The 25,314-nt window shown below is 52.6% G+C and carries 25 protein-coding genes; 10 read left to right on the forward strand and 15 right to left on the reverse strand.

The annotated features are described in order from the left end of the window. Window positions 1–131 precede the first annotated feature (131 nt). The 5 genes from ACJJI6_RS21040 to dksA form a co-directional block, all read right to left on the reverse strand. A complete protein-coding gene (locus ACJJI6_RS21040; RefSeq protein ID WP_475709483.1) occupies window positions 132–1,523 on the reverse strand; it encodes a sigma-54-dependent transcriptional regulator in 1,392 nt (463 codons plus the stop codon). Between the two features lie 129 nt (window positions 1,524–1,652). Beyond that, complete coding sequence (locus tag ACJJI6_RS21045) at window positions 1,653–4,616, reverse strand: ATP-binding protein (protein ID WP_475711970.1); 2,964 nt, start codon at window positions 4,614–4,616, stop codon at window positions 1,653–1,655. After that, window positions 4,606–4,782 (reverse strand): hypothetical protein, encoded by a 177-nt coding sequence (locus ACJJI6_RS21050; RefSeq protein ID WP_169337099.1) that lies wholly within the window; start codon window positions 4,780–4,782, stop codon window positions 4,606–4,608. The genes ACJJI6_RS21045 and ACJJI6_RS21050 overlap by 11 nt, the downstream gene beginning before the upstream one ends. A gap of 142 nt (window positions 4,783–4,924) precedes the next feature. Continuing rightward, window positions 4,925–5,848 (reverse strand): tRNA glutamyl-Q(34) synthetase GluQRS, encoded by a 924-nt coding sequence (gene gluQRS / locus ACJJI6_RS21055; protein WP_413663172.1) that lies wholly within the window; start codon window positions 5,846–5,848, stop codon window positions 4,925–4,927. 29 nt (window positions 5,849–5,877) lie between these two features. Further along, the gene (dksA, locus tag ACJJI6_RS21060) at window positions 5,878–6,315 is read right to left on the reverse strand and encodes an RNA polymerase-binding protein DksA (protein WP_108734345.1); all 438 of its coding nucleotides are present in this window, start codon (window positions 6,313–6,315) and stop codon (window positions 5,878–5,880) included. A 258-nt stretch (window positions 6,316–6,573) separates the two neighbouring features. On the opposite strand from dksA, the gene sfsA reads away from it, so the two are divergent. Next, the gene (gene sfsA / locus ACJJI6_RS21065) at window positions 6,574–7,275 is read left to right on the forward strand and encodes a DNA/RNA nuclease SfsA (RefSeq protein ID WP_475711971.1); all 702 of its coding nucleotides are present in this window, start codon (window positions 6,574–6,576) and stop codon (window positions 7,273–7,275) included. A gap of 18 nt (window positions 7,276–7,293) precedes the next feature. Here sfsA and ACJJI6_RS21070 read toward each other — a convergent pair whose 3' ends face one another. The 5 genes from ACJJI6_RS21070 to ACJJI6_RS21090 all read right to left on the reverse strand — a co-directional run bounded on the left by ACJJI6_RS21070 (window position 7,294) and on the right by ACJJI6_RS21090 (window position 10,753). Then, complete coding sequence (locus tag ACJJI6_RS21070) at window positions 7,294–7,638, reverse strand: Rieske (2Fe-2S) protein (RefSeq protein WP_444915635.1); 345 nt, start codon at window positions 7,636–7,638, stop codon at window positions 7,294–7,296. A 48-nt stretch (window positions 7,639–7,686) separates the two neighbouring features. Beyond that, window positions 7,687–8,742 carry a S1C family serine protease gene (locus ACJJI6_RS21075; RefSeq protein ID WP_475711972.1) on the reverse strand — a complete coding sequence of 352 codons (1,056 nt, stop codon included), beginning with the start codon at window positions 8,740–8,742 and terminating at the stop codon, window positions 7,687–7,689. 265 nt (window positions 8,743–9,007) lie between these two features. Then, the gene (locus ACJJI6_RS21080) at window positions 9,008–9,355 is read right to left on the reverse strand and encodes a hypothetical protein (RefSeq protein ID WP_475711973.1); all 348 of its coding nucleotides are present in this window, start codon (window positions 9,353–9,355) and stop codon (window positions 9,008–9,010) included. 54 nt (window positions 9,356–9,409) lie between these two features. Beyond that, window positions 9,410–10,294 (reverse strand): protease HtpX, encoded by an 885-nt coding sequence (gene htpX / locus ACJJI6_RS21085; protein ID WP_282931439.1) that lies wholly within the window; start codon window positions 10,292–10,294, stop codon window positions 9,410–9,412. Window positions 10,295–10,468: 174 nt separating this feature from the next. Next, entirely contained in the window at window positions 10,469–10,753 is a 285-nt protein-coding gene (locus tag ACJJI6_RS21090; protein ID WP_108735343.1) for a TfoX/Sxy family protein, read from the reverse strand. Between the two features lie 246 nt (window positions 10,754–10,999). Here ACJJI6_RS21090 and ACJJI6_RS21095 point away from each other — a divergent pair, with 246 nt between their 5' ends. The 3 genes from ACJJI6_RS21095 (at window position 11,000) to ACJJI6_RS21105 (ending at window position 13,176) form a co-directional block, all read left to right on the forward strand. Next, complete coding sequence (locus ACJJI6_RS21095) at window positions 11,000–11,719, forward strand: M15 family metallopeptidase (protein WP_475711974.1); 720 nt, start codon at window positions 11,000–11,002, stop codon at window positions 11,717–11,719. 155 nt (window positions 11,720–11,874) lie between these two features. Then, the gene (cysE, locus tag ACJJI6_RS21100; RefSeq protein ID WP_444934062.1) at window positions 11,875–12,681 is read left to right on the forward strand and encodes a serine O-acetyltransferase; all 807 of its coding nucleotides are present in this window, start codon (window positions 11,875–11,877) and stop codon (window positions 12,679–12,681) included. A gap of 18 nt (window positions 12,682–12,699) precedes the next feature. After that, window positions 12,700–13,176, forward strand: a complete 477-nt coding sequence (locus ACJJI6_RS21105; protein WP_444918094.1) for a hypothetical protein — start codon at window positions 12,700–12,702, stop codon at window positions 13,174–13,176. A gap of 81 nt (window positions 13,177–13,257) precedes the next feature. Here the strand turns inward: ACJJI6_RS21105 and ppa are convergent, their stop codons facing one another. After that, window positions 13,258–13,794, reverse strand: a complete 537-nt coding sequence (gene ppa, locus ACJJI6_RS21110) for an inorganic diphosphatase (RefSeq protein ID WP_282931443.1) — start codon at window positions 13,792–13,794, stop codon at window positions 13,258–13,260. A gap of 162 nt (window positions 13,795–13,956) precedes the next feature. On the opposite strand from ppa, the gene ACJJI6_RS21115 reads away from it, so the two are divergent. The 5 genes from ACJJI6_RS21115 (at window position 13,957) to ACJJI6_RS21135 (ending at window position 19,770) form a co-directional block, all read left to right on the forward strand. Next, entirely contained in the window at window positions 13,957–15,330 is a 1,374-nt protein-coding gene (locus tag ACJJI6_RS21115) for a glutamine synthetase family protein (RefSeq protein ID WP_444925790.1), read from the forward strand. Window positions 15,331–15,348: 18 nt separating this feature from the next. Beyond that, window positions 15,349–16,755 carry an aldehyde dehydrogenase family protein gene (locus tag ACJJI6_RS21120; RefSeq protein ID WP_475711975.1) on the forward strand — a complete coding sequence of 469 codons (1,407 nt, stop codon included), beginning with the start codon at window positions 15,349–15,351 and terminating at the stop codon, window positions 16,753–16,755. 105 nt (window positions 16,756–16,860) lie between these two features. Beyond that, window positions 16,861–18,045, forward strand: coding sequence for an iron-containing alcohol dehydrogenase (locus ACJJI6_RS21125; RefSeq protein ID WP_444915641.1), 1,185 nt, complete (start codon window positions 16,861–16,863; stop codon window positions 18,043–18,045). Window positions 18,046–18,110: 65 nt separating this feature from the next. Beyond that, window positions 18,111–18,701, forward strand: a complete 591-nt coding sequence (gene msrA, locus ACJJI6_RS21130) for a peptide-methionine (S)-S-oxide reductase MsrA (protein WP_444940863.1) — start codon at window positions 18,111–18,113, stop codon at window positions 18,699–18,701. A gap of 25 nt (window positions 18,702–18,726) precedes the next feature. Beyond that, a complete protein-coding gene (locus ACJJI6_RS21135; RefSeq protein ID WP_475711976.1) occupies window positions 18,727–19,770 on the forward strand; it encodes an alpha/beta fold hydrolase in 1,044 nt (347 codons plus the stop codon). A gap of 178 nt (window positions 19,771–19,948) precedes the next feature. On the opposite strand, the gene ACJJI6_RS21140 is transcribed toward ACJJI6_RS21135, so the two are convergent. The 3 genes from ACJJI6_RS21140 to pdxR all read right to left on the reverse strand — a co-directional run bounded on the left by ACJJI6_RS21140 (window position 19,949) and on the right by pdxR (window position 23,606). Beyond that, complete coding sequence (locus tag ACJJI6_RS21140; protein ID WP_475711977.1) at window positions 19,949–20,881, reverse strand: ADP-ribosylglycohydrolase family protein; 933 nt, start codon at window positions 20,879–20,881, stop codon at window positions 19,949–19,951. A gap of 200 nt (window positions 20,882–21,081) precedes the next feature. Beyond that, window positions 21,082–21,891 carry a right-handed parallel beta-helix repeat-containing protein gene (locus ACJJI6_RS21145; RefSeq protein ID WP_475711978.1) on the reverse strand — a complete coding sequence of 270 codons (810 nt, stop codon included), beginning with the start codon at window positions 21,889–21,891 and terminating at the stop codon, window positions 21,082–21,084. A gap of 260 nt (window positions 21,892–22,151) precedes the next feature. After that, complete coding sequence (gene pdxR / locus ACJJI6_RS21150; protein WP_475711979.1) at window positions 22,152–23,606, reverse strand: MocR-like pyridoxine biosynthesis transcription factor PdxR; 1,455 nt, start codon at window positions 23,604–23,606, stop codon at window positions 22,152–22,154. Between the two features lie 103 nt (window positions 23,607–23,709). Between pdxR and ACJJI6_RS21155 the strand changes: the two genes are divergently transcribed. After that, window positions 23,710–24,309: a pyridoxamine 5'-phosphate oxidase family protein gene (locus tag ACJJI6_RS21155; protein ID WP_475711980.1), complete on the forward strand. Its 600-nt coding sequence runs from the start codon at window positions 23,710–23,712 to the stop codon at window positions 24,307–24,309. A gap of 28 nt (window positions 24,310–24,337) precedes the next feature. Here ACJJI6_RS21155 and ACJJI6_RS21160 read toward each other — a convergent pair whose 3' ends face one another. Next, entirely contained in the window at window positions 24,338–25,312 is a 975-nt protein-coding gene (locus ACJJI6_RS21160) for a S41 family peptidase (protein WP_475711981.1), read from the reverse strand. Window positions 25,313–25,314: the final 2 nt, after the last annotated feature.

Here is a 25,314-nt window from a genome sequence, read left to right on the forward strand (position 1 = left end):
TCTGGGTGGGTGTGGGTAACACTCTGGTTGGTAACCCCTGTGGGGGTGGGGTAACAAAGTGATCGAAGGAGTTTGACAGGTGAGGGCGGATTGGGAGCAGGGGGCGAAGCCCCCTGAGGATAGCGTTAATTTTAAGCTTCTGCGGCGGCGCTGCGGCGGCTCTTCTTGCGGGGAATGCCCAGCTTTTGGCGTCGTTCCCACAGGCATTTGCGGCTGACGCCGAGCTTCTTGGCCAGGTCTGTCTCACTCATTGTGTCCTGGTGCTCAATAACGAAGCGGGCGAAGTAGTCTTCCAGGGACAGGTCCTCACGGGGGTCGGTGTGCAGACTGCGGGGGCGCGGGATGCCATCGGCCTCTTCGATCGGCACCAGGTCCAGATCGATATCCAGGGTTTTGTGGTCGATCTCGCGGCTGTTCTTATCCGTCAGGATCACAGCGCGCTGGATGGCGTTCTCCAGTTCGCGCACGTTACCGGGCCAGGTGTAGGTGGTAACAGCCTGGATGGCTTCCGGTGACAAGCGCAATAAAGGGCGCTCGATCTTGGTGCAGAACTTTTCCAGCAGGTGCTCTGCCAGTGCTAGGACGTCTCTGCCTCGCTCGCGCAAGGGGGCAAGCGTCATTTGCACCACATTGATGCGGTAATAGAGGTCTTCCCGGAATTTACGCTCCGCTGACAGCTGGCGCAGGTTGCGGTGGGTGGCTGTTACCAGGCGCACATCCACTTTGCGGGATTCGATCGAGCCAATTGGCCGCACTTCGCCTTCTTGCAATACACGCAGCAGGCGGGCCTGAGCCTCCAGGGGCAGCTCACCGATTTCGTCGAGGAACAGGGTTCCTCCATCGGCTGCCGCTACCAGTCCCTCGCGGGAACTCTGGGCACCGGTAAATGCACCTTTCTCGTAGCCGAACAGCTCAGATTCAATCAGTGTGTCGGGAATCGCGGCACAGTTGACGGAGATCAGCGGTTTGTTGGCCCGGCGGCTCTCCTCGTGAATAGCCCGGGCGACCAGTTCCTTACCGGTGCCGGTTTCACCATGCACCAGGACGGTGGCGTCTGTGGGGGCAACTTTATGGATGCGACCATAGAGCTCCCTCATTACTGGGCTGCTGCCAATCATGCCGGCGATAGTGCCGGTATTCTCTTTCTCGTTGATGGGCTGGGCGCGATTCTGCTCCGCTTTGCCTATGACCCGGCGGACGGTTGCGAGCATTTCGTCGTGATCAAAGGGCTTGGCGATATAGTCGGCGGCCCCCATACGCATGGAGTCCACCGCAGAGCGGAGGCTGGCGTAACTGGTCATAATCAGTACCGGAATATCACCGGCGTGCTTGAGCAGGTCGGTGCCCGGTGCGCCGGGCAGGCGCAAATCGGAAATAACCAGGTCAACTTCATTGAGGCGGTACTTGGTGAGCGCCTCCTTTACCGAACCCGCTTCACTGATTTTGTAGCGGTGCCGCTCTAAAAGCTTGCGCAGCGCCGTTCGGATAATGGCTTCATCTTCGACGATGAGGATGTGGCTCATATGTTACGCCTGGTTACAAAATGCTCAGTAAGCGCCTAGTTTTACCCGGGCGCCGTTTCGATGCAACTCAAAAACGGTTAATCGGGTTATTTTTGCACAAATAATGATCGATATGGGTGTCCAGCCATCTCAGTCGCCCAGGGGGAGTTGCACAATAAAGCGGGCGCCAGTCCCGGTTTCCGGGTTGGCGGGACTGACCAATTCCAGCTGGCCGCCGTGCTCCTCGACAATGCTGTAAACCATTGCCAGGCCCAGTCCTGTACCCTCGCCGGGCTCTTTCGTTGTGAAGAAGGGCTCCAGAATCCGTTCACGATGCTGAGCTGAAATTCCCGGTCCGCTGTCGGTGACAGAGACACAGGCGCTGCCGCTCTTGCGATAGCCCTCAATTAGAATCTGGCCGCCATCGGGGCTGGCATCGCGGGCATTGCTGAGCAGGTTGATAAACACCTGGATCAGGCGCTGGTTGTCTCCCGGGGCGATCAGGTCTTCGGGTACCCGATTCTCAAACTGGACCTCGGTCTTATCCCGTTGCAGGGACAGCAGATTGACCGCCTCCTGTACACAGGCATAGAGGTCCACTGGGGCCCGCTCACTGTCTTCCTGGCTGCCACTGTGAGAGAAGTTGACCAGGGAGTGGACGATACGACTAATGCGTTGGGTCTGGCTCAAGATCTGGTCGGCAGTATCCAGGACCTCTGGGTTGTCACAGTCGTACTGGAGGTTTTGTGCCAGGCAGGCGATTCCCGTTACCGGGTTACCCACTTCATGGGCTACGCCGGCGGCCAGGCGACCTACAGAGGCCAGGCGCTCGCTGTGGATAAGTTCCTGTTCCAAGACCTGTGTTTCGGTAATGTCCTCCAGCAACAACATTTGTGCATCGCCGCGCTCGTCGCGGGAGCGGTCGCTGCGGCTGCGTTTTTGCCGTGCCTTGTGCAGGTTGAGCCAGTGGCTATTGCCGTCGAGGCTCACCTGTTGCTTAAAGCGGCTGGCATCGGTGGATAGGGCGAACTCCCCCAGCAGGCTGCGCCAGGGTTCTGCCAAGTATTCCAGTTTCGAGCCGATTACCTCGCTGGCACTGATACCGGTGAGGTCCTGCATGGCGTAGTTCCACAGCAGGACTTCTCCGTCGCGCCCCAGGGAGCAAGCGGCCATCGGCAGCTCTTCCAGCATTTGGCGGTGATACAGGCGCAGGTTATTGAGTTCTGCGGCCAAGCCGGTGAGCTGGTGCTTATAACGGCCCAATCGGGTCTCGATCAGGTGAATGTCTTTGTTTGCCGGCTGATCGCTGTTCTGGAACGGGAAGTGTCGATCAATAATTTGCACCGCCAGAACACGCCCCAGCAGGCCGGAGAGATTGGACTCCAGCTTGTTGCGCAGTTGACGCAGGGCGTAGGGGCGGCGCTCGTTGTCCGGCAGATTGAGGGCGGCGAGAGCGCGTTTAACTTCTTTATTCGCAGTAGCGGCTCCGAGGCTTTCAGCCAAGCGCAGGCGAAAATCTGCGGCGGATTCCACATCCAGTCCCAGGCGCAGAGCCTGGGCGATGGTGTCGTCGCTACACAGGTCAGCGGCGTACTGCTCCAGGCTGCTGGTGCGGGTGAACAGAGATAGGCCGACAAATAACAGGACATTGACCCCCAGTGACAGGGTGGTGATCTGTGTCCAGATAGACATCCCCAGGGGGATTTGGAGGGAGGTGCCGGGCAGGGTGATGCCGGTAATCCCAAAAATTGACGGAATTAACAGGCCGCCCCCCCAAAGCAACATGCCCGCCAGCAGACCACCGACAAATCCGCGTCGATTACCTTGCGGCCAGTGGATTACAGCAAAAATCCCAGGCAGAAATTGGAGTGATCCGATAAATGCCAGCAGGGCCAGATCCGACAGGGAGAGTCGGTTGTTGAGTAACAGGTAAAAGGCAAAGCCGGCAATAAATAGAGCGGCGATCAGCGCGCGGCGCAGCCACACCAGCTGCCGGTACATATTGTCCTCAGAATGCCAGCGGGTGCCGGGCAGCAGCCAGTGGTTCATCACCATGGTGGCGAGGGCCAGGGTGATCATAATTAATGCGCCAGTGGCTGCTGACAGGCCGCCGATAAAGGCCAGGGTGGTGAGCAGGGCTGAGCCACTGGCGCGGGGAACCGCCAGGGAGAAGTACTGCACCGGGCCGGCCACATCCAGGGCAAAGCCTGCCCACATGATGGGGAAGATGGGCAGGGCCATCAGCAGCAGGAACAGGGGGAAGCCCCAGCTGGCGGTGCGCATTGCCTGTCCGGTGGGGCGCTCGGCAATACTCAGGTAAAAAATATGTGGCATAGCCACGGCAGTGGCGATAAACACCAGCAGCAGGGTGTGGGATGAGCCCTGCTTGATGGGGGTGTAGAGCAGCTGGTGCATATCGGGGTTCTCCAGCAGCCACTCATCCAGGCCGGAAAATCCACCGAAGACGCCGTAAATGGCATAGCCACCCACCGCGGTGAGTGCCACCAGTTTTACCAGGGACTCCAGCGCCATGGCGCTGGCCAGGCCCTCGCCACGCTCGCGGGTGGCGCCGTACATACTGGTGAATACCGCCAGCAGCACGCAGTAGAAAAATGCGATTAGGTTTTTGCTTGATACACCGCTGTCTGGCAGTGCCAGGGCTGCCACACTATCCCGCGACAGCAGCGCCAGGGTCTCGGATACCGCCTGTATTTGCAGGGCGATCAGGGGGAGCAGCGCCAACAGCATAAACAGGGTGGCGAGAGTCCCCGCCTGGCGGCTGTGATAGCGGAACACCAGAAGATCTGCCGGGGAGTACAGCTGGTAGCGCTGTGCCAGGCGCGCCAGTGGTTCCAGGGCTACTGGCGCAAACAGGAACATGGCGCCGGTGCCCAGATAGTAGGCGAGTACCCCGTAACCATATTGCCAGGCCAGGTCGACGATACCGTAGAAGGTCCAGGCCGATAACGATACGCCCAGGGAGAGCACATAAACCAGTGGATGCCGCACCCAGCGGGAAGGCAGCCAGCCCTTGGAGGTGGCGAAGGCAACAAAAAACAGGGTGGCGATATAAGCCACTCCCACCAGGGCAATGTGGGCAATATCAAAGCTCATTTGATTTGCGCCTCCACTGGATAAAAATCGCCAGTAGGATCAGCACGAACCAGAGGATAAACGGCCGGTACCAGGCGCCGACGGGATTGATCATCCAGGTAAAGATGGTGGGGGAGAATACATAACCCACCAGCACCAGCAGAATTAATAGTGTGCGGTTACTCATAGATCGCCTTGAAAACCCGCTAGAGAAATTTGTTGCCCGCGCACTGTACCGGTGAGAAGTCATCCCTGTGTAATCGTCAACGCGGGTTATCAGCCGGACCCCTAAGGGCGGCTGGCGCGGAAATGGTAAGTGCAGCTTGGAATCAGTGCAATTGGCGGTTGCGCATATCTATCTGGTGGCGGCGCCAGCGTGCGGTAGCCCACTTGAGAATATGCTCGGGGGATTCTGTTAGGGCAGTGTTTGGCAGTTTGAAGCCGAGGAACTGTAAAGCCTTACACAGGTTACCGGAAGCCATGTTGTCGTCGATAGCCGGCGCGTGATTTTGTTTGCTGAGTTTTTGCCTGTCGTCAGGGCCCATCACCAGCGGCAGATGGCCGAACTGGGGGGGAGTAGCGCCGAGGATTTTAAACAGGCGCTGTTGTGCACCGGTGGTATCCAATAGATCTGAGCCGCGCACCACCTGGTTGATTTGTTGGTCGATATCGTCGACAACGACTGCCAGTTGGTAGGCATAGAGGCCGTCGCGGCGCTTGAGAATGGTGTCTTCGCGGATGAGCTGCCGTTGCTCTCCGTGCCAAATATCCACAAAGCCTTCCTCGCCGCCCGCGCATTGCAATCGCAGCGCTGAGGGTTCGCTCACATCGTATTTAAGGCGACAGAAGTCGTTCGCATGTCCACCATTTTTCTTAATCTGGCTGCGTGAGCAGTCGCAGGGGTAAATCAGTTGCCGTTGGCGCAGTGTGGACAGGGTTTCCTCGTAGAGTGCGTAGCGCTTGCTCTGCCATTCGACGGGGCCGTGCCAGTGCAGTCCGTGGGCTTCAAGGGATTTCAGAATACGGGTTGCCGCGCCGGGCTCTTCCCGGGGAGGGTCGAGGTCTTCCATGCGCAGGAGCCAGTGTCCGCCATGGGCGAGAGCGTCGAGGTAGCTGCCGACGGCGCACACCAGTGAGCCGAAGTGGAGCGGTCCACTCGGGGAGGGTGCGAAGCGACCAATATAGGGAGTTGTGCTGTTCAAAATGAATAGGGGCGATACATTGATCGCCCCCTCCGAGCAGGGCGATCGCAAGCGAACGCCGTGTCGCTATCGGTTGTGGATCAGCCGGAGATCTGCCGTTCCTTGATTTCCGCGAGGGTTTTGCAGTCCACGCACAGAGTTGCGGTTGGACGGGCTTCCAGGCGGCGAATGCCGATATCAACACCACAGGCTTCGCAGAAACCGTAGTCATCCTGGTCGATAAGCTCCAGGGTGGCATCGATCTTCTTGATCAGCTTGCGCTCGCGATCGCGGGTGCGCAATTCCAGGCTAAATTCTTCTTCCTGGCTGGCGCGGTCTGCGGGATCGGGGAAGTTTGCGGCCTCGTCTTTCATGTGGGAAACGGTGCGGTCCACTTCCGCCATCAGCTCGGCCTTCCAGGCCAACAGCAAGTTGCGGAAATGCTCCTGCTGCTTCTCATTCATGTACTCTTCGCCCTGCGTCTCCTTGTAGGGCTCAAAGCCGTGCAGAGATTCGGTGCTCGCAGCAGTTTTGGGCATAGTCGTTGCCTCTCTTTCTATACGGGCCCCCCTTTATGGGGGCGATACCACCAAATTCAATCTAGCCTAGACCGGAATCTTTCTAAGTGATGCTTTTTTCACCTATCAAATTCACTGCGGTGTCAGGCTAATCCTGTTCTCGGTACCGATACCCCTGGCGACCGAGAGCGAGGAAGCTATCAAATCTGCGCGATTCGCGCCACAAATAGTTGTCTGCTATTTTGTGGCGCCTGAAATTACAGCCAAGTGGTCCAGCCCGTGAAATTTACCCCTCCGTTGCAAAAGGCAACACTTTTGCGCCGATACAAGCGCTTTCTCGCCGATGTGGAATCTGCCAGTGGCGAAGTGTTTACCATCCACTGCCCAAATACGGGGTCTATGAAGAATTGTTGGGTGGAGGGGGGAGACTGCTGGTACTCCGATTCTGGCAACCCCAAGCGCAAGTATCGCCACACTCTGGAAATCTGTACGACCCCGGATGGAGCCCTGGCGGGGGTGAACACAGGCCGCGCCAATGCTCTGGTTGAAGAGGCCATTCTGTCTGGCGTAGTCAGCGAGTTACAGGGCTATGAATCCCTGCGCAGGGAAGTGCGCTACGGCGAGGAAAACAGCCGTATCGATCTGTTGTTGTCCGGCGCCGATGGGGACTGCTACGTGGAAGTGAAAAATGTGACCCTGGCAGATGGGGCACAGGGTTACTTCCCTGATGCGGTAAGTGCCCGGGGCGCCAAGCACCTGCGCGAGCTGCAAAAGCTGGCTGAGAGCGGTGTGCGGGCGGTACTTTTTTACTGCGTTCAACACAGCGGTATCGAGACGGTGCAGGCGGCGCGGGAAATTGATCCCGCTTATGCTGAGGCCCTGGATTCCGCTGTCGATGCTGGTGTGCAAGTGCTCGCATACCGCGCGAAGCTCGATGCTGAAGGTGTCGAGCTGGTGGAGGCCCTGCCTTTTCTCCCGTGACGTGAAGGCAGGGGGCTGTCAGTCGGCCAGTAATGCGTAGAGACCGTCCTGTGCATATTCCACCGGTACTGGGGTCAGGGCATCACCAGTACAGGGCCCGGCGATACACTCCCCAGATTCAATCAGGAATAGCGCGCCGTGGGAGGCGCACTGAATAAGTGCGCCATCGGGATCGAGGAACTGGTCTTCCTGCCAGTCCAGGTTGATGCCCCGGTGAGGGCAGGTGTTTTTGTAGGCGTAGACCTCGCCATCTTTCATCACAGCAAACACATTGTCAGTGCCGGCGGCAGTGTCTCCGAGGGAGAACCCTTTGGATTGACCTTCGCTTATTTCGTCATAGCGACACAGGAAGTACTTCTGCATAGATTATCGGCTCCCGGCCTAATTCTTGTTCAGGGCGCAAGCGCCTGCTTATTCGGGTGCCGCGAGTCTAATGGACGTATAGCGAATTGTCCCGTCACGCAATATGCCGATAGTGATTTCGTCACCGACACTGTGCTTTTCCAGGGCATTGAGCAGATCGTCGTAGCTGCGAATCGGCTGCTGTTCTATTTCTACAATCACATCGCCTAATTCCCAGCCTCCACCCCGGGTGCGGTGGATACCGCGCAAGCCGGCTTTCTCTGCGGGAAGCCCGGGAGCGGTACGCAAAACGGCGACTCCTTCAAAGCCGTAGCGGCTACTCCACTGGTCCGGGGCGGATTCGATACCAATAATCGGGCGCACCAGGCGGCCGTGATTGATCAGTTCCGGCACAATTTTTTTGACCGTATCCACTGGAATCGCAAAGCCAATACCGACACTGGTGCCACTGGGGCTGTAAATTGCGGTGTTGACCCCGATTAAACGCGCTTGGGAATCCAGCAACGGGCCGCCGGAGTTACCTGGATTAATAGCCGCATCTGTTTGGATAACATTGCGAATGGTGCGGTTGTTGGCGGCTTCAATTTCCCGCCCCAGGGCGCTGACCACACCGGTGGTGAGAGTGGTATCCAGGCCGAACGGGTTGCCGATAGCCAGTACTTTGCGGCCTACCGCGAGATTGCTGGAGGTGCCCACAACCAGCGGTTTTAGCAACTCCCTGGGAGCGTTAATTTTCAGAACTGCCAGATCTTTTTCTGGCGCAGACCCCACCAGCTCGGCCGGCCACTCACTGCGATCCTGCAAAGTAATAGTGATTTGCCGCGCACCCTCAATGACGTGAAAATTGGTGACAATATGGCCCTGAGTGTCCCAGATAAATCCGCTGCCGGCGCCTTTGGGCACTGAGTGGAGGCGCAGGGTCCTGCGATCCCGCACCAGGGTTTCATTGGTGACATAGACCACCGACGGACTGGCAAAATTGAACACCTGCATGGTGTTGCGTTCGTCGTCGGTGGCAAAGGTTTCCGCCTGTGCAGATATTGCCGGTGTAAGCAGTAAAAAGACTGAGATTAAGCTGGCGCGTAGAGTTTTAAGTAGAGTCATTAATACAATCCTCCCTTTGAACTACCGGATTGGAAAAGCAGTGGATACTGTTGCCTTCCGCTTTTTGTCACTGTTTTAAAAAGTGTATCTTGTTCGAAATATCCGAGCGTTATTTGCTGTTTATGGGGGAGCGGAGGTGAGATTTAAAGTTGGAGCTGTTGTTGCTGCGTGATCAATGTACTTACTAGAACAAGTTATGCCCTTCGGCGCGATCTCAACCTGGCATTTTTAGCATGCTTTACCATGTCATCTGCTTGAACCTGTTCTACATCTCCTGGATTTCAAATTTTGCAGCGTCGGGCCCATCTTCCCGAAAGGTTATGATAAACCGCTTAGCAGAATCTCCAGGATTAGCGATCCACATTTCTCGCCAAGCTCTTGAGTCAGCCCTACCAACAGGTTGTTGAATTACAAATTTAAGGATTTTTGCATTAGAGCTAATTCCGGCAACTCTACTTAATTCAGCGACTGTGTCATCAATAAGCTTTTCGTTTGCTAGAGATCCTTCTTCGGCAACTGACGGCTTAATTTGTGAAATTGGCGGTAATTCATCAGAGGATGCGTAGCTTGAAATGATCAGCCATGAGAAAATTAATATGGTCAAAACTTTCATCTTTTTTCCTTAGGTAAGGATCGCCATGATTGATGGCGGCGGTGCGAAAAATATCTAATTACGAAAATTTTGCAGGGCGAGAATACGATCATCCAGTGGTGGGTGCGTGGCCATAAGTGCTCCCATGCTACCGAATATACCGAAGGCTTTCATATTGCCGGGTAGGGGTTCCTCGTGACCGCGATCGGACTCCACCTTGAGTCGTTGCAGTGCGGCAATCATGGATTGGGGGCTGGCCAGTGTGGCGCCGGCATGGTCGGCCCGATATTCACGGCGGCGACTGAACCAGGCGACAATCATCATGGCGAAGAAGCCGAATATGATGTCCATAACAATGGATGTGACAAAATAGCCGATGCCCAATCCCTCTTCGTTGCGCAAGATAACCCGGTCTACGAAGAATCCAACCAAGCGGGCAAGGAACATCACAAAGGTATTTACCACGCCCTGGATCAGTGCCAGCGTCACCATATCGCCATTGGCCACGTGACCAATTTCATGGCCAATTACAGCGCGGGCTTCCTCTCGGCTAAAGCGCTGCAACAGACCGGCACTGACAGAGACCAGGGCGCTGTTGCGATTCCAGCCGGTGGCGAAGGCATTCGCCTGGGGCATTGGAAATATCCCCACATCTGGCATACCGATGCCCGCCTTGCGGGAGAGTTCCCGTACGGTTTCAACCAGCCACTGTTCATCAGCACTGCGGGGTTGCTCGATAATTTGTGTGCGGGTACTGACCCGTGCGATGGTTTTCGATAAGAGCAGGGAAATAAAAGATCCGCCAAAACCAAAAATCGCGCACATCAGCAACAAGGCGCCGAGGTTGAGATCGACACCGTTTGCCTGAAGAATTCCCCCAATTCCAAAAATATTGAAAATAATGCCAACCAATACAAGGACAGCAAGGTTGGTCAGCAGGAATAGCCCAATGCGCAACATCGGATCTCTCCTTTGAGTGAGTGTCTTTACGGAATTATTCCGCGGCTCCACCGGTAAGTTTAGATAGGGTTGGCGCAACTTGCCTTACTGTAGATCGGCACAGCTTGGTCTGCTGTGCCGAGTCCATAGAGTGCGCATGTCTGCGACTCTTTCCGTGGTGTTTGAGGGGAATTACTAGTCAGAGTTTTGGGTGGCAAGGAGGCGGTCGACCTCGCTGGTAAGGTGTTGTTTCAGCTCCGGCTCCAGGTCGTTCCAGTGCACATCCATCAGCGCGCCCTGAAGAGCGTAGAGCATTACTTTGGAGGCGTTAATCCCCCGATTGCGAATGCTGATAAAGGCCTCGACAGGCCCAACCCTGCGCAGATCATCGTGGGAGCGAATGCCAATAGAGTGGAGAATATTGACCGAGGCCAGGCCCAGGTTTTTTAGTTTTAATAGTTCTGATTGACTCGGGTGCATTCGGTTTTCCCTACCAGTTTGAGCGTCCGTTGTCGCAGCCAACCCCTCGACTGCGGCTTTGAACTTAACATAAATTAACAGGTGGCTAACAAACATTACCGCCAGATTATTGTGCGGCGCGCCTGCTTTTGGTGCCCCTGCTTTGGTGCCATAGTTAAGGGCGACTGTCTGCGCTCTGTTAAAGTAGGCATAGCCTGTTGAATAATTTAGCCTGCCCTTTGGAGTTCGCCTAATAATGAGATGCAAATGTTATCGACACCGCTGAAGCGTATGTTATTTGGACTCGGCGATGAGCATGTCATTGTCGACCCAGCTTCTAACCAGCTTTTACATCCCGAAGCACTGATCGCCTTCCAGCGCTTGAGCCGGAATGCCCGTGAAGAGGGGTTTGCCCCTAAAATCGTTTCCGGTTTTCGTGCCTTTGATCGACAACTGTTGATTTGGAATGCCAAAGCACAAGGTCACCGCCCGGTTCTCGATAGTCACGGTACTCCCCTGGATATTGAACAGTTAAGCGAGCGGGAGCTGATCTTCGCCATTCTGCGCTGGTCCGCATTGCCGGGAGCATCCCGTCACCACTGGGGCACTGATTTCGATATTATCGATGCGGCGGCGGTCCCCGCTGACTATGCAGTCCAGCTCACCCCCCAAGAGGTGGTGGACGACGGAGTTTTTGGCGCCTTCCATCGCTGGCTGGATAACCAAATCAGCACGGGTAATAGTTATGGGCTGTTCCGACCCTATGGAGAGGATCGCGGCGGAGTCGCACCGGAACGCTGGCACCTGAGCTATGCCCCCAGGGCCCGAGAGCTTCAGGAACTTCTCAGCGTGGAACGCCTGTCCGAGTTGCTGCAAGAGTCAGAACTATCCCTGGGCACTGCGGTTTGCGAGCACCTTCAGGACATCTATACGCGCTATATCTGGGTTCCGGATCACTGCTACCCCCCATTTAATGGGCAACTATAGCGGCCTGTTGAGATAGGTTGGTTACAGTTCATTACCACCTCATTGGGGGTGGCAAGAAAGCTACTTTGCGATGGAGGCTTCCTCTTGAAAGGGGCTAGTGATCCTGCCAAGCTGCGCCGCAGTGAGTGCCCTGGGGAATATAAGGGAGATGAATTATGGGTGAGGAAGCGGCCGTTCAAGGCCAGCGGGATATCTGGCAGGCGATGCGGGCTGAAGCCTCAGAGGCAGCCGCCGGTGAGCCTATCCTGGCAAGTTATTTCCACAATACCATTTTGCGCCACAAGTCCTTGGATGATGCTATAGCTGATCACCTGGCTTCGGTGCTTGAGCACAATGCCCTCACGGCAACCGCGCTTCAGGAAGTGATTGCCCTGGCTCTGGCCAATGATCCGAGTATTTCCCGCTGTATGGGCGAGGATATTTGCGCTTGGTATGACCGTGACCCGGCATGTGACCAGTACCTGACGCCTTTCCTGTACTTTAAGGGTTTTCACGCCCTGCAATCCCACCGGATAGCGCACTGGTTGTGGAATCAAGGCCGCCATACCTTGGCGCTCTATTTCCAGAGCCAGGTATCGGAGCAGTTTTCGGTGGATATCCACCCGGCAGCGCGATTTGGCTGCGGGATTATGATCGATCACGCCACTGGATTAGTAGTGGGGGAGACCTGTGTGGTTGAGGACAATGTCTCGATTCTCCACTCGGTGACATTGGGTGGCAGTGGCTGCGGCAGTGGCGATCGCCATCCGAAAATTGGCCCCGGAGTGATGATTGGCGCCGGGGCCAAAGTACTGGGTCCGGTTAAGGTGGGAGAGGACGTCAAAATTGCCGCCGGTAGCTTGGTCTTGCACGATGTGCCCGCTCATACAACCGTCGCCGGTGTTCCCGCCCGCCAGGTAGGAGGGCGTGTTGAAGGGGCTCCGGCTTATACCATGGACCAGACTCTGGATTCGGAAGAGTAACTCAGGGAAATATTATTGATGTCGCAATCTACCTACAGTTTGGTTTTTCGCGGTGATTTGGTGGCGGGTTTTACCGCTGGTGATGTAAAAGCCAGTATGGTGCGCCTGTTTAAAAGCAATCCCCAGGCGATAGAGAAACTGTTCAGTGGGCGCCCGCTGGTACTGAAGAAAGGGTTATCTCTGCCCCAGGCACAGCAGTTTCGTGCAAACCTGGCCAAAATAGGCGCACAGGTCAGTATTAAGGATGAGAGCAGCGGAGCAGCTGTTGCCGAGCAAACCAAGCCGAAGGCGGAAACTGCGGCTAGCCCGCAATGGACCTTGGCACCCATGGAGGGAAACCTCGTAAAGGAGCACGAACGCAAGTCGGTGGAACCGGTCAGCGTTGAGGTAGAGCACCTCAGTTTGCGTGCAGCGGAAGGCCAGCTTCTGGATGAGAGTGAGCGCAAGGGGGAGGAGCTATCTCCTGTCCTTGTTCCCAATTGGGAAGTTAACTGACAGGGTCTCTCCTAACAGGCAATAAAAAACCGGCACTAGGCCGGTTTTTTATTGCTCGGAGTCTGCTGAAAGAAGAGGGGATTAGCCTTCTTCTTTCAGGTAGCGCTCGCGGGAAGCCATAACTTCTTTGCGTGCAGCTTCGGCGTCAGCCCAGCCTTCTACTTTAACCCACTTGCCCGCTTCCAGGGCTTTGTAGTTTTCGAAGTAGTGCTCGATCTGCTTGATCAGCAGCTCGGGCAGGTCGCTGATTTCTTCAACGTGATCGTACAACTTGGTCAGCTTGGTGTGCGGTACGGCCAGCAGTTTGGCATCAACACCGGATTCGTCGGTCATGTTCAGAACGCCAACAACACGAGAGCGGATTACAGAACCAACCATTACCGGGTAAGGCGCGACAACCAGCACGTCCAGGGGGTCACCGTCTTCAGACAGAGTCTGGGGCACGTAGCCGTAGTTTGCTGGGTAGAACATCGGAGTGGCAACGAAGCGATCCACAAATACTGCGTCAGAGTCCTTGTCCACTTCGTATTTGATCGGGTCGTGGTTGGCAGGGATCTCGATGATTACGTTGATATCGTTGGGCAGTTCTTTACCTGCCGGGATCTTTTCGAAGCTCATTGCTGGTCCTGAATGAATAGATAACTGAAAATCTGGAGCGCGGATTATATATGCTGAGGGGCTCGGCTGAAAGTCACGCCTGCGCCGGGTTTATGGCGTCGAAGCTCGTCTGGCGGGTCTATCCTGTAACTCGGAGATAACAACAACGGGGCAGGACCAGTCATGGTAAAGGCACGGGAGGTAAAAACCGCTCAGGAGGCCCGCGCAATTGTCGAAGAACGAGGCCTCAGTCATGTCAAAGTGGGCTTATTCGATACCGATGGTGTAATGCGTGGCAAATATATGAGCCGCGCCAAGTTCCTCTCATCCCTGGAAAAGGGCTTCTCGTTTTGCGATGTGGTCCTGGGCTGGGATGTTAAGGATCAGCTCTACGACAACACTCGTTATACCGGTTGGCATACCGGATATCCAGACGCCCCGGTACGTATACTCCCCGATAGCTGCCGTGATGTGCCTTTTGAAGGCGATATGTTGTTGTTTCTCGCGGAGTTTGATGGTCGAGCCCAGGCGCTGTGCCCCCGCGCAGTTCTGCGCAGGGTGATTGAACGCTGTCGCGCATTGGGATTTGATCCCTGTGCCGCCCTGGAGTACGAATTTTTCCTGTTTGACGAAACGCCCGATTCAGTGCGGAACAAGGGTTTCCGCAATTTAAAGCCTTTTACCCCCGATGTGTTTGGCTATTCCATACTGCGAAATTCCGTACACGGAGAGCTGTATCGGGAAATCCTGGAGCTGAGCGAGCGCATGGATTTCCCCTTGGAGGGCTTACACACGGAAACAGGCCCGGGAGTTTTAGAGGCGGCTATTGCAGTGGATGGTGCTGAGGCCGCTGGAGACAAAGCTGCCCTGTTTAAAACCTTTATAAAAGTGCTGGCACAGCGGATGGGTTTGATGGCTACTTTTATGTCCCGCTGGTCCAGTGAGTACCCGGGGCAAAGCGGGCATATTCATTTGTCACTGCGCAATAGTGGCAGCGGTGATTCCGCCTTTCTCGATTCGAGCCAGCCAGATGGTATCAGCCAGATAATGCGTCAGTTCATAGCTGGGCAGCAAAGGCTGATGCCGCAATTCCTTGCCCTGATGGCACCGACCGTTAACAGTTATCGCCGCCTGGTACCCGGTTTTTGGGCGCCGACGGGAGCCAATTGGGGGGTGGAAAACCGCACAACGGCACTGCGTGCTATCCCCGGCGGCGACACTTCCCAGCGCGTCGAGTACCGCTTGGGGGCCGCCGATGCCAACCCCTATTTAGCACTGGCAGCAGCTTTGGGCTCGGGTCTTTACGGTGTTATGCAGCAGTGGCAGCCCAGTGAGCCTGTCGCCGGTAATGCTTACTCGCTGGAGTTGGAAAACGAACAAGTGCTGCCGGGCACACTGTGGGAATCCACGCAGCAATTTAAGGCGTCAGAAGCGGCACAGGAATTATTTGGCAGCGACTTTGTTGAACACTTTTCTGCCAGTCGCGAGTGGGAGGAGCGGGAATATCGCCGCCATGTGAGTGACTGGGAGTTGGAGCGGTACTTCGAAATTATTTAATTGGGAGTATCGACGCCGATGAAGACTACAAAAATCATGCACCATCTTCAGTGTATTTCCCCTATTGATAACAGTGTTTATGTAGAGCGCGCTCTGGCGGGAGAGGTGGAAATCCGTGTAGTGCTGGATCGGGCCAGTAAAGCACAAAAAGCATGGAGGATAACTCCCCTCAATGAGCGCATCGCTATTATCGAGCGGGCTGTGGAAATATTTGCCGTTAAGAAAGAGCGTTTGGGGCGGGAGCTGTGTTGGATGATGGGGCGTCCAATCCGTTATGCAGGAGGAGAAATTAACGGGTTTATGGATCGTGCGCAGACCATGGCACAGCTTGCTACTGAAGCCCTCGCTGACATTCAGTTACCTGAGAAGCCGGGTTTTACCCGGTTTATCCGCCGCGAGCCCTTAGGGGTCTCCCTGGTAATTGCCCCGTGGAATTACCCTTACCTAACGGCGGTTAATGCAGTGGTACCGGCACTGCTATCGGGCAATGCAGTGATTTTAAAACACTCGGCGCAGACGCCGCTGTGTGCTGAGCGAATGGTGGAGATTTTTCGCGAGGCGGGACTGCCCTACGGTGTTTTTCAGTTTCTTCATTTAAATCATGCTTATACCCAGCGATTAGCTTGTGCGGGGGAAATCCAGCATGTTGCCTTCACCGGCTCGGTTGGCGCTGGAGCGAACCTAGAACGCACAGTTGCCGGTCGATTTATTCAAGTGGGACTTGAACTGGGGGGAAAAGATCCAGCTTATGTCCGTGCCGATGCCGATATTAACCAGGCTGTGGCTGCGGTAGTCGACGGCGCCTATTTTAATTCCGGGCAGTCCTGTTGCGGTATTGAGCGGGCCTATGTGCATGAAGATATTTTTTCTGAGTTTATTTCCCAAGCGGTCGACTTACTGCGTGACTATCGACTGGGGCGCCCGGATCAAGTGGAAACCACTTTGGGGCCTTTGGTGCGTGCGGAAGCTGCAGACCGGGCTCGCGCACAGGTGGATGAAGCGATAGCGGAGGGCGCGAAGGTCCACTTGGATGTGAATGAATTCCCAATGGACAAGCGGGGTACCCAATATATGGCACCGCAACTGTTAACCCGGGTGCGACACCACATGCGAGTGATGCGCGAGGAGACTTTTGGGCCGGTGCTGGGGGTGCAGAAAGTGCACGATGATGGCGAAGCTCTAGAATTTATGAATAACAGCCCATTTGGTCTCACTGCGGCTATTTTTACCCGCGATGAAGATGTTGCAATGGAGATGGGAGGGTATTTAGAGGCCGGCACTGTTTTTTTAAATCGTTGTGATTACCTGGATCCGGAATTGGCCTGGACGGGTGTTAAGCAATCTGGTCGTGGATGTACGCTTTCTAAAATTGGATTTGAGAATTTAACCCGCCCCAAGTCATTTCATTTTAAATATGATGGTTAGCGGGAACGATTGCCGGATGCAGAAAGTGAAATTGTCTGCCTGTTTTCCGAAAGGTCACAGCCTATTTTGAATATGCAAAAGTGACAGAGCGTCAGAGAGGAAATTGTGGATAAATACCATGTCAACTGGAATTATCCCACGACCGTTTGGGTTGGCCCCGGTCGCATTACTGAATTGGCTGAAGCTTGCCTGGAGCTGAATATTCACAAGCCTCTGTTAGTTACTGATCCTACAGTCGCCGCATTGCCACTGGTCGATAGTGCGATTAACCCATGCCAACAGGTGGGTCTGGAAGTTAGCGTTTTTTCCAAAATCAAAGGTAATCCCAATGAGATAAATATCGCCGATGGGGTGGCCAAGCTACGTGAGCAGAAGTGCGATGGGGTTATTGCCTTGGGCGGGGGCTCGGCCCTGGATGCGGGCAAAGCCATTGCCCTTATGGCGGGACAGCAGCACAGTATTTGGGATTTTGAGGATATTGGCGACAACTACAGGCGTGTGGACCCAGAGGGTATTTTACCGTTGATTGCCATTCCCACGACGGCTGGCACAGGTTCTGAAGTTGGTCGGGTTGCGGTAATTACCGATGAGAAAGCACAGGTTAAGAGGCTGATTTTCCATCCGCGCATGATGCCGGATATCGTTATTCTCGATGCTCAATTGACTATGGGGTTGCCCCCAGACCTCACCGCAGCGACGGGAATGGATGCGCTGTCACACAATCTGGAGTCTTTTTACTCCCCTCAATACCATCCTATGGCCGAGGGAATTGCCCTAGAGGGGATGCGCCTGATCAAGGAGTATTTGCCTCGAGCTTATGCTATAGGCGCAGAACTCGAGGCGCGCCAGCAAATGTTGGTAGCTTCCTGTATGGGGGCTACAGCTTTCCAGCGGGGCTTGGGCGCTATCCACGCCCTGGCACATCCATTGGGGGCCCTGTATGACAAGCACCACGGTTTGTTAAATGCGATATTGATGCCCTACGTTCTGATCGCCAACCGTCCAGCCATCCAGGTGCCTATGGGGCATCTGGCACTTTATCTACAACTGGCCGGTAATGAGATGTTTGATAGCGGATTTGATGCGGTACTCAACTGGTTGCTCGGATTGCGCAAACAGCTGGGGATTCCCCACAGCCTGTCGGAGATTGGAATTGATGACACTGATGCCGACAGAGTTGGGAAAATGGCATCGGTGGAGCCTTCCGCTAGTACTAACCCGATGCGTTTTAATGGGATAGAGTATCGGGATATTTTCTTGCGCGCCTGTGAAGGTACCGTCACCCTGTAATAAATTCCTGCGAATAGACGACAGAAGAGAATGTGTTCCATCGACAATCGGTAAAGGACTGAATGATGCGCAGTATTATTGCTCTCTTGTTCCTCTCATTGGCCAGTATTTCCCTGGCTCAGGATTCATCGAATATTCGCACGGCTATTTTTGCAGGAGGGTGTTTCTGGTGCATGGAGCCGCCATTTGACAAGGTCGATGGCGTCCTGGAAACCACCTCAGGATACAGCGGTGGCCATGTCAAAAACCCGACCTATGAACAGGTATCTTCCGGTGGTACGGGGCATGCGGAAGTTGTTCAGGTAAAGTACGATGCGAATAAAGTCAGCTATTCCGACTTACTGAATATTTTTTGGCACAACGTTGACCCTTTTGATTCCGGTGGTCAATTTTGCGATCGCGGTGATCAGTACCGAGCCGAGATTTTTTACGGCAGTCAAGAAGAAAAGGTGTTAGCAGAGGAGAGCAAGAAAAAGGTAGAAGCGGAGTTGGGTAAAAAGGTGGTGACACAAATAAAACCCGCTGCAACCTTTTATCCCGCAGAGGCCTACCATCAGGACTATTACCAACGTAATCCTCTGCGTTACAAGTATTATCGCTACCGCTGTGGGCGTGATAAGCGCTTAGAGGAGGTCTGGGGGAAAGCGCCAAGTTAACGGATTGCCTCTCCGCAGGGTGAATATGGCACCGAGTCCCACTTTGTTTGACGGGGAAGTCCTGGAAACAATCAATGATTTTCCAGTGCTTTACCGTTATATACCGGCGGTTAGTACCAGTCCGCTAATGGTATTTATTCCAGGCACAGCACATCTAGCGCGTATTTTCTACGGCTATCCCGGTGGCCGCTCAGATGATTTTATAAGTCACTGGGTCAATCTAGCGGGTTTTCCCTTCCTTGCTATTTCTTACCCTATGGAAAATGCGGTTTTTTGCAGTACTCACCCGGAGTTTACAATTCAAGATTGGGGAGATCAGGCTGCAGAAATTATTGCCAAGATTTTGTCTGAATATAACCTTCCAAATTCGGTAGTGGTGTGCGGCTGGAGTATGGGAGGGAAAATCGCTGGGGCTCTAGGGAGGGCGGCGAAAGCCTTGAATTTTTCGATTGAATGCTTTGTGGCTATGGCCGCAGAACCCGCGTTGCCGGGCTTTCTTCCCGAAGCTAATGCCAAGGCCATCGAAATGACAGTTGATGGGATGGCCAGTCGAAAGGGCATATATCCTGCCTTTTTGGCCGCGCTTGATGAGCAGAACACCTTGAACCAACACACAATTATCCCCAAAGATATCTATCGGGAGGCGTTCCTTGGAGCAATTCCCATCGCGCTTATTGGCACTGGATTAATGTATGATGGGCAAGGGTTTAAGGAAGATCTTTCCAGGGCATTGAAAACGGCAAACACCTTTGACTTCTTGGACTATCCAATTCCCGTTGTTATTCAGAGTGATTCAATGGGGGATTTGGAAAACGTGCTGTGCAATATTGATGATTGGGCATTTATTCGCAATCGAGTTCTTGCCAGTAAACTTTTAGGAGGTGCATCTCCAGAGCAGATTCCAAGGGAAAGATGGGAGCTAGTACAGCTTATTATCCGCTCGTCTTCCGCTTATTTTTCACAGACCGTTACAGGTAACCATTTCTTCTTTGTTGGCGCTATTGGGGCGCGCACTACTGTTGAAAGTATCGAAAAGCTTTTGGTCAGGGTGAGAAGTATCCAGTCCTAATAAAGCACTTCTTAATAGCCTCATGGTGCTCTGGTTAAGCTGTCAGAGATTTTTAAATTAACATTTTGGTTATTTTACGATCTGCTCTACTTGTTTAAGGCTTACTACTGGGGTGGAAGAAAAGAATCACCATAGGGTCCAAGCGCGGTGTATTCTTCCCTTCTCCCTTTTTAGTAGGCTATGCGGGTTGTAAGGCTTTTTCATGCTGATATTGGGTGAAATAGAGTTTCTCAGAAAGCTCGGTAATGAAATCGATGTTTTCGACCTTGTCGGCCATGCTTTCCATTCGGTCTTCTCCATTTAATGCCCCCCAGATGCTAGCAGCCATGGCACCCAAGGTATCTGTGTCACCACCTAGAGAAAAAATATTAGCTAATACAGACGTTAAAGGAGAGTTTCGATACTTAAGTCCAAAGTAAATGGCGGTGATACAGGACTCTGGCGCGGTAATGCCATTACCTAGCCATTGCTTGATTTGCTGCGGATGTGGGATTTTCTGATTAAACAGTAGAGTCGCACACTTTTCCAGTTTGTAGCGATATAATTCGGACTTACAACTTACTTCCAGTTTGTTCAATATCTCTCTGTTTGAACGGTCTTGCAGGGATTCACAGATGGCGATAGCGATCAAGTATGCTCCCTCGACAGCAACTGGATGGGCGTGGGTAATTTCAGACACCGATTGTACATATTGCTTGAGGCGATAGTCATTTTGGGGATGGCAGAGGGCAATAATAGGTGCTCTCATGGCGGCCCCATTGCCGATAGAACCATGCTTAAATTTTTTTCGGTTTAAATCTTGCCAGCGTTTACCATCCCTGACGCCTTTGAGTAGTTTCGCTGCACTGGGACCATACCCTCTGCTCCAGCGATAACTTTGGGCAAACTTTTTGGCTATATGGTCCTGGTCAAGGTAATTATGCTCAAGAAAGGAGGTCGCAATATCAATAGACATCTGCGTGTCATCGGTGTAACGCTTTTTACCCTGTTCGGTTTTCCCGATAATTTTCCAGAGTTGTCTTTCTAGAACGCCACCCTCGTACGGGGCGCCAAATGAATCGCCGATGGCTATTCCTTTAAAGCAACCTCTATATTTACTCAGCTTTATCATTTTTTGATTTCTATACCTTATTCTCAGGGGAAGTCGCTACTAGCTATAAGGACCACTATTAATTGCTGTTATAAGTAACAGTTTTATTCTAGAAAACATATATTGGCAGTTGATGGCCATCGAGGGAAAGGGTTTTATTTTAGGTGAGAGCGAGCCGATATTTAAAACTAATCGGCTCGCCACTAAAGTCGCTATATCATTTAATTAATACAGGCATCGTTAGCACTTCCAAAAGTATTTCTAATCCATACATTGCCAGTGCAAGCAGGGTGATTGTGGTCAGCAAGATCTGCGCCGGCATTATTTTCCGCGGTATTGCCAATGATCAAGTATCCGACTTGACCCAATCCCAACATCATAATGCCGTTAACGCCGTTATTATCTGATAGATTGTTGGCAACAATGCCGCCATCCCCACTATCAATTACAATCCCACTCGACGTATTGAGATTCGTCTCATTGAATCTGATGAGAGTATTGTCACCAACAATCTTTATTCCTTGGAGACCGTTACTTGATGCATAAGAGTATCTCACACGATTACCGTCACCCATAACGCGTATACCCATACCCCCATTGCCGCTAGCATCGGAGGCTTCAACAGTATTACCTGAACTCCAAAGGGCGATTCCTGCAATAGAGTTTGACGAAGCAGTGATATCAAAGATTTGATGGCTGCCATCACCTTCGGCAGATACGCCATTGTTACAGTTTGTGATAGTGCTTCCACCAACAGTATCCTCAAGGATTCTATCGCTGTCTTTCAATTGAATGCCAATTCCACTGCCATCGCAGCTGAGGTGGTAACCCGCCATATCGAGTGATCCGCCAGCATCTATCACGAGTGCAGGATGGCTTGCGCAGCCAAGAATATCGCTGGTAAGTGATTCTGCGGTTGTAATGGTATCTCCACAGCTGACAGCTGAAGCGACGGCGGAGAGTGATAGTGCGGCAATACCGGAAACAGCGAGCAATGATGCTTTTATAGAATTCATATTTCTATTTTTCATATCAAATTTCCCTAATTATCTGAGTAATTAAAAAAGAGAGTGAACACCCAAAGCCATGGAGATTGTGACCTAGGTTTGGGAAAGAGCCATAGGAAATTTTTCCTAATTTATTGGGTTTTATTTGATATTTTGGTGATAATAGATTGTTTTTATTCTATTAAAATATTTACTTTTTTATTTTAGGTGGGGGTGCTTAATACTGGTGCGAAAAATGAAGAAACCTGCATTATAAAAATAAGTTTTGTTTAGGTGTGTTATGGCTACTTTTTCAGGGTTTTTGCGAGAATCTTTGCGCAATCTGCCCTCTGTTCGAAAGTTGTGTTGGCAAATCCGAGCACCAATCCTGGATCCTCAGTTTTATTGGAATAGAAGAGCGATAGTGGTGTGCTGCCAAATCCGTATTCGCGTAGTTTTTTTGAAAGGGTGATGTCGTCGTGTCCCGGCGTAGATATTACCAAGTGCATACCGGCGCTACTGGCAATTAGTCCGGCTGGAGGTGGTATTTCTTCTCTAATAAGCTGACAGAAATGTTCCCATTTCTTCATATAGTTAGCACGCATTTTGCGAAGATGTCGCACAAAATGCCCCTCATCGAGAAAGTCTGCCACGACAGCTTGTGTGACTAAGGGGGAGTGGCCAGATAACATTTCTTTGGCTTGGGTAAATGCCTCTACGGTGGAACTAGGCACCACTAAATAGCCTAATCGTAGGCTGGGTAGTAAGGTCTTACTAAAGCTCCCCATGTAGAGCACAGGTGTATTTTCACCCATGCCCTGAAGTGCTGCGATGGGTTTGTGTTGGAATGAAAATTCACTGTCGTAATCATCTTCAATAATCCAGCAGCTTGCCTCTGTCGCCCAATCCAATAATTTGATTCGTTCACCAGCAGGCATAACACCACCCATTGGGTACTGATGTGTTGGTGTGGTAAAAAGTAACTTGGCTTGGGTTGCACTATTGACCAGCTTATCAACATCCAAGTGCTTATCTTTCAGGTTCGCTGGTACGAGCTTTGCTCCAACAGATTGGAAAGCTGTTCGAGCACGGCGATATCCCGGATTTTCTATATAAACCTTGTCTCCCTGGTTAATCGCGACTATTGCACATAAATTCAGGGCCTCCTGAGCTCCATTGGTAATAATAATTTGTTCAGCGTTACAGCAAACTCCCCGGGAGTTGCGCAAGTATTCAGTAAGTGCCATACGCAAAGGTAAATAACCTTGGCTTTGCCCGTAACCTGTGAGAGCTAACCTGGATTGGTGGCGGCGGTATAATTTGTTCCAAATAGTGAATGGAAATGCGCTTAGATCCGGTAGGCCGGGGGTGAAGGGAAGAGATTGATCTTCACTTTTCTTACCCCAAGATAAAGTCTGTGCAAAATCACCATAGTGAGAAAGTGATGGTAAGTACCTATTCCTCTGTGCTTGCCAACCTTGCCTGTGTGTTTTCTTTGTGTAGGCCGGCAATTCGGGAGATACAAATACGCCTTTCCCTGGATGGCTGGTAAGGAAGCCCTTCGCTTTGAGCTGGTCCAGAACTAATGTCACTGTATTGCGGCTGATAGAGAGGGATTCTGCCAACCGGCGCGAGGAGGGGAGCTTGGTACCAGCAGCCAGCCGGCCGTTGCAGATCCAATCTACCAATTGCCGATACAACTGTTCCTGTAGCGGCTGGCCTGATTCGAGAGTTAGGTCTGTAAGCTCGGCGGCACTCAAAACTGGCACCATAAAATAGTTAAAACTGGCGCTTATCAGCGTACCAGCAAGATCCTACATTGGCGATATCTATTTCATACCAGAGTGAATTAAAGGAGGTTTTATGAATTTACATTCGCCAATCTCTGATGAATTGCCAACCTCAGCGAAGAGTCGTGTACGTCGTGCTCCCAAGCGTGCCAGTTATCGGCGAGAGGATATTTATAAGCTTGTCGACGAGCTAAAACTGGGCCATGTCGGTTTTTTTGAAGACGGTGAAGTCATCATTATTCCCTTAACCATTTGGCGCCTGGGGGAGTTTTTGTATTTTCACCTGGCTAACAAGAGCCGGCTACAAAAACTATTGGAGGCAGGGGAACAGGTCTGTATTTCATTTGCCCGCTGCGATGAGTGGGTACTGGCCAAGTCAGCTTATCATCACAGTGCTAATTATCGCTCCGCGGTATTGTTTTGCCGAGGTGAGAGGGTCAAAGAGCAGCGGGAATTTGATGCGGTTTTTAAAGCGATTATTGACGATATAGAGCCGGGGCGCTGGGATCAGGTGCGCCTCCCCAGCCTACAGGAGCGCAAGGGAACAGCTTTGATGCGCCTGACCATAGTGGAGGGGGCTTTCAAAAGCCGAACTGGCGCACCATCAGATAATAAAGAGGACTTGGCTCTGCCTGTATGGAGTGGGGTCAAGCCTGTGTGCCCGTTTCGCTAGTGTTCAATTTAGCAAAGTAAAGGGAGCCTTATAGGGCCTCTGCCACTACTTTTAATGCGATTTGAATGATCTCCTGTTGGCCGGCTTCAATATCGGGGATCACACCCTGTCCTTCCCAGTTGGGGCGGCTGCCGGCAATCGTAGAAACCGGGCGTTTATCTGGGATACCGATTTTAAAGCCATAGGGGAGGGATTGGGGAGACTCCATCATATGTGCCCCACCGGCGCTGGCATTACCGATAATCGTGGCTCGGCCCAGCTGTTGTAGTGCGAAGGCGGTACTCTCAGATGCAGAGAAGGATCTCCCATCAATCAGAATGACCATTGGTCTGTCACTCCCATAGCTGGGCCAGGGTTGAGGTGAAATACGTTTCGGTATTTCTCTCCCCTTGCGGCTTTCAATAACAAAGGGAAAGGGAGAATGGGGGTCAATAAATGACTGCAGAACAGCATTGGCGGTTTCTTCGTCTCCGCCGCCATTACTGCGTAAATCGAGTATTAGGCCCTCGCTGTGGCGAAGCAGGGTGAAAGCCGCAGCGAGGGTTTGGTGGGCATTTTTATAGGTGTGGAAAGAAGAGAGGGAAAGGTAGCCAATGTTACCGGGAAGAATCTCAATTTTCTTAACGCCGTAGTTATTGCTGGGCGCTTCAGCCTGCCACTGTTCAATCCAATTGTGGGCTTCTTTTTGGTTATCTATATGCTCTATATAGAAATGCTTATCACCGGAAAGGGTGCGAATTTCTTTGGTAAGTGCGCTGGCTAATTGTTGGTAGTCACTACAAAGATGATTAAAGTGTTTGGATTCTGCCAAGCTATTGAGTTGAGCAGATAGCGCCTGTCCTTTTTCCTCCAATATATAGTGCTTCTGAATAGCTACTGCAGCAGCTTTAATAACCGGGCCTGTCTCAAACTGGCAGGAACTCATTGCGCCGGAACTTGCCGCGAGAGACATGGAAAAAAAACTGATTAATACCGCTAAACTCATCTTGAGTTGGCGTTTCATAT

The organism is Microbulbifer maximicatervae (SeqCode) (assembly GCF_056232625.1).

Coding starts and splice junctions, on each gene's coding strand:
- ACJJI6_RS21120 (WP_475711975.1), top strand. CDS start 15,349: ATGAAGACTACAAAAATCATGCACCATCTTCAGTGTATTTCCCCTATT.
- msrA (WP_444940863.1), top strand. CDS start 18,111: ATGCGCAGTATTATTGCTCTCTTGTTCCTCTCATTGGCCAGTATTTCC.
- ACJJI6_RS21040 (WP_475709483.1), bottom strand. CDS start 1,523: ATGAGCCACATCCTCATCGTCGAAGATGAAGCCATTATCCGAACGGCG.
- ACJJI6_RS21145 (WP_475711978.1), bottom strand. CDS start 21,891: ATGAAAAATAGAAATATGAATTCTATAAAAGCATCATTGCTCGCTGTT.
- ppa (WP_282931443.1), bottom strand. CDS start 13,794: ATGAGCTTCGAAAAGATCCCGGCAGGTAAAGAACTGCCCAACGATATC.
- ACJJI6_RS21080 (WP_475711973.1), bottom strand. CDS start 9,355: ATGAAAGTTTTGACCATATTAATTTTCTCATGGCTGATCATTTCAAGC.
- htpX (WP_282931439.1), bottom strand. CDS start 10,294: ATGTTGCGCATTGGGCTATTCCTGCTGACCAACCTTGCTGTCCTTGTA.
- ACJJI6_RS21160 (WP_475711981.1), bottom strand. CDS start 25,312: ATGAAACGCCAACTCAAGATGAGTTTAGCGGTATTAATCAGTTTTTTT.
- ACJJI6_RS21045 (WP_475711970.1), bottom strand. CDS start 4,616: ATGAGCTTTGATATTGCCCACATTGCCCTGGTGGGAGTGGCTTATATC.
- ACJJI6_RS21050 (WP_169337099.1), bottom strand. CDS start 4,782: ATGAGTAACCGCACACTATTAATTCTGCTGGTGCTGGTGGGTTATGTA.
- ACJJI6_RS21070 (WP_444915635.1), bottom strand. CDS start 7,638: ATGCAGAAGTACTTCCTGTGTCGCTATGACGAAATAAGCGAAGGTCAA.
- ACJJI6_RS21135 (WP_475711976.1), top strand. CDS start 18,727: ATGGCACCGAGTCCCACTTTGTTTGACGGGGAAGTCCTGGAAACAATC.
- ACJJI6_RS21105 (WP_444918094.1), top strand. CDS start 12,700: ATGTCGCAATCTACCTACAGTTTGGTTTTTCGCGGTGATTTGGTGGCG.
- ACJJI6_RS21075 (WP_475711972.1), bottom strand. CDS start 8,742: ATGACTCTACTTAAAACTCTACGCGCCAGCTTAATCTCAGTCTTTTTA.
- ACJJI6_RS21090 (WP_108735343.1), bottom strand. CDS start 10,753: ATGCACCCGAGTCAATCAGAACTATTAAAACTAAAAAACCTGGGCCTG.
- ACJJI6_RS21095 (WP_475711974.1), top strand. CDS start 11,000: ATGTTATCGACACCGCTGAAGCGTATGTTATTTGGACTCGGCGATGAG.
- ACJJI6_RS21115 (WP_444925790.1), top strand. CDS start 13,957: ATGGTAAAGGCACGGGAGGTAAAAACCGCTCAGGAGGCCCGCGCAATT.
- cysE (WP_444934062.1), top strand. CDS start 11,875: ATGGGTGAGGAAGCGGCCGTTCAAGGCCAGCGGGATATCTGGCAGGCG.
- ACJJI6_RS21140 (WP_475711977.1), bottom strand. CDS start 20,881: ATGATAAAGCTGAGTAAATATAGAGGTTGCTTTAAAGGAATAGCCATC.
- ACJJI6_RS21155 (WP_475711980.1), top strand. CDS start 23,710: ATGAATTTACATTCGCCAATCTCTGATGAATTGCCAACCTCAGCGAAG.
- dksA (WP_108734345.1), bottom strand. CDS start 6,315: ATGCCCAAAACTGCTGCGAGCACCGAATCTCTGCACGGCTTTGAGCCC.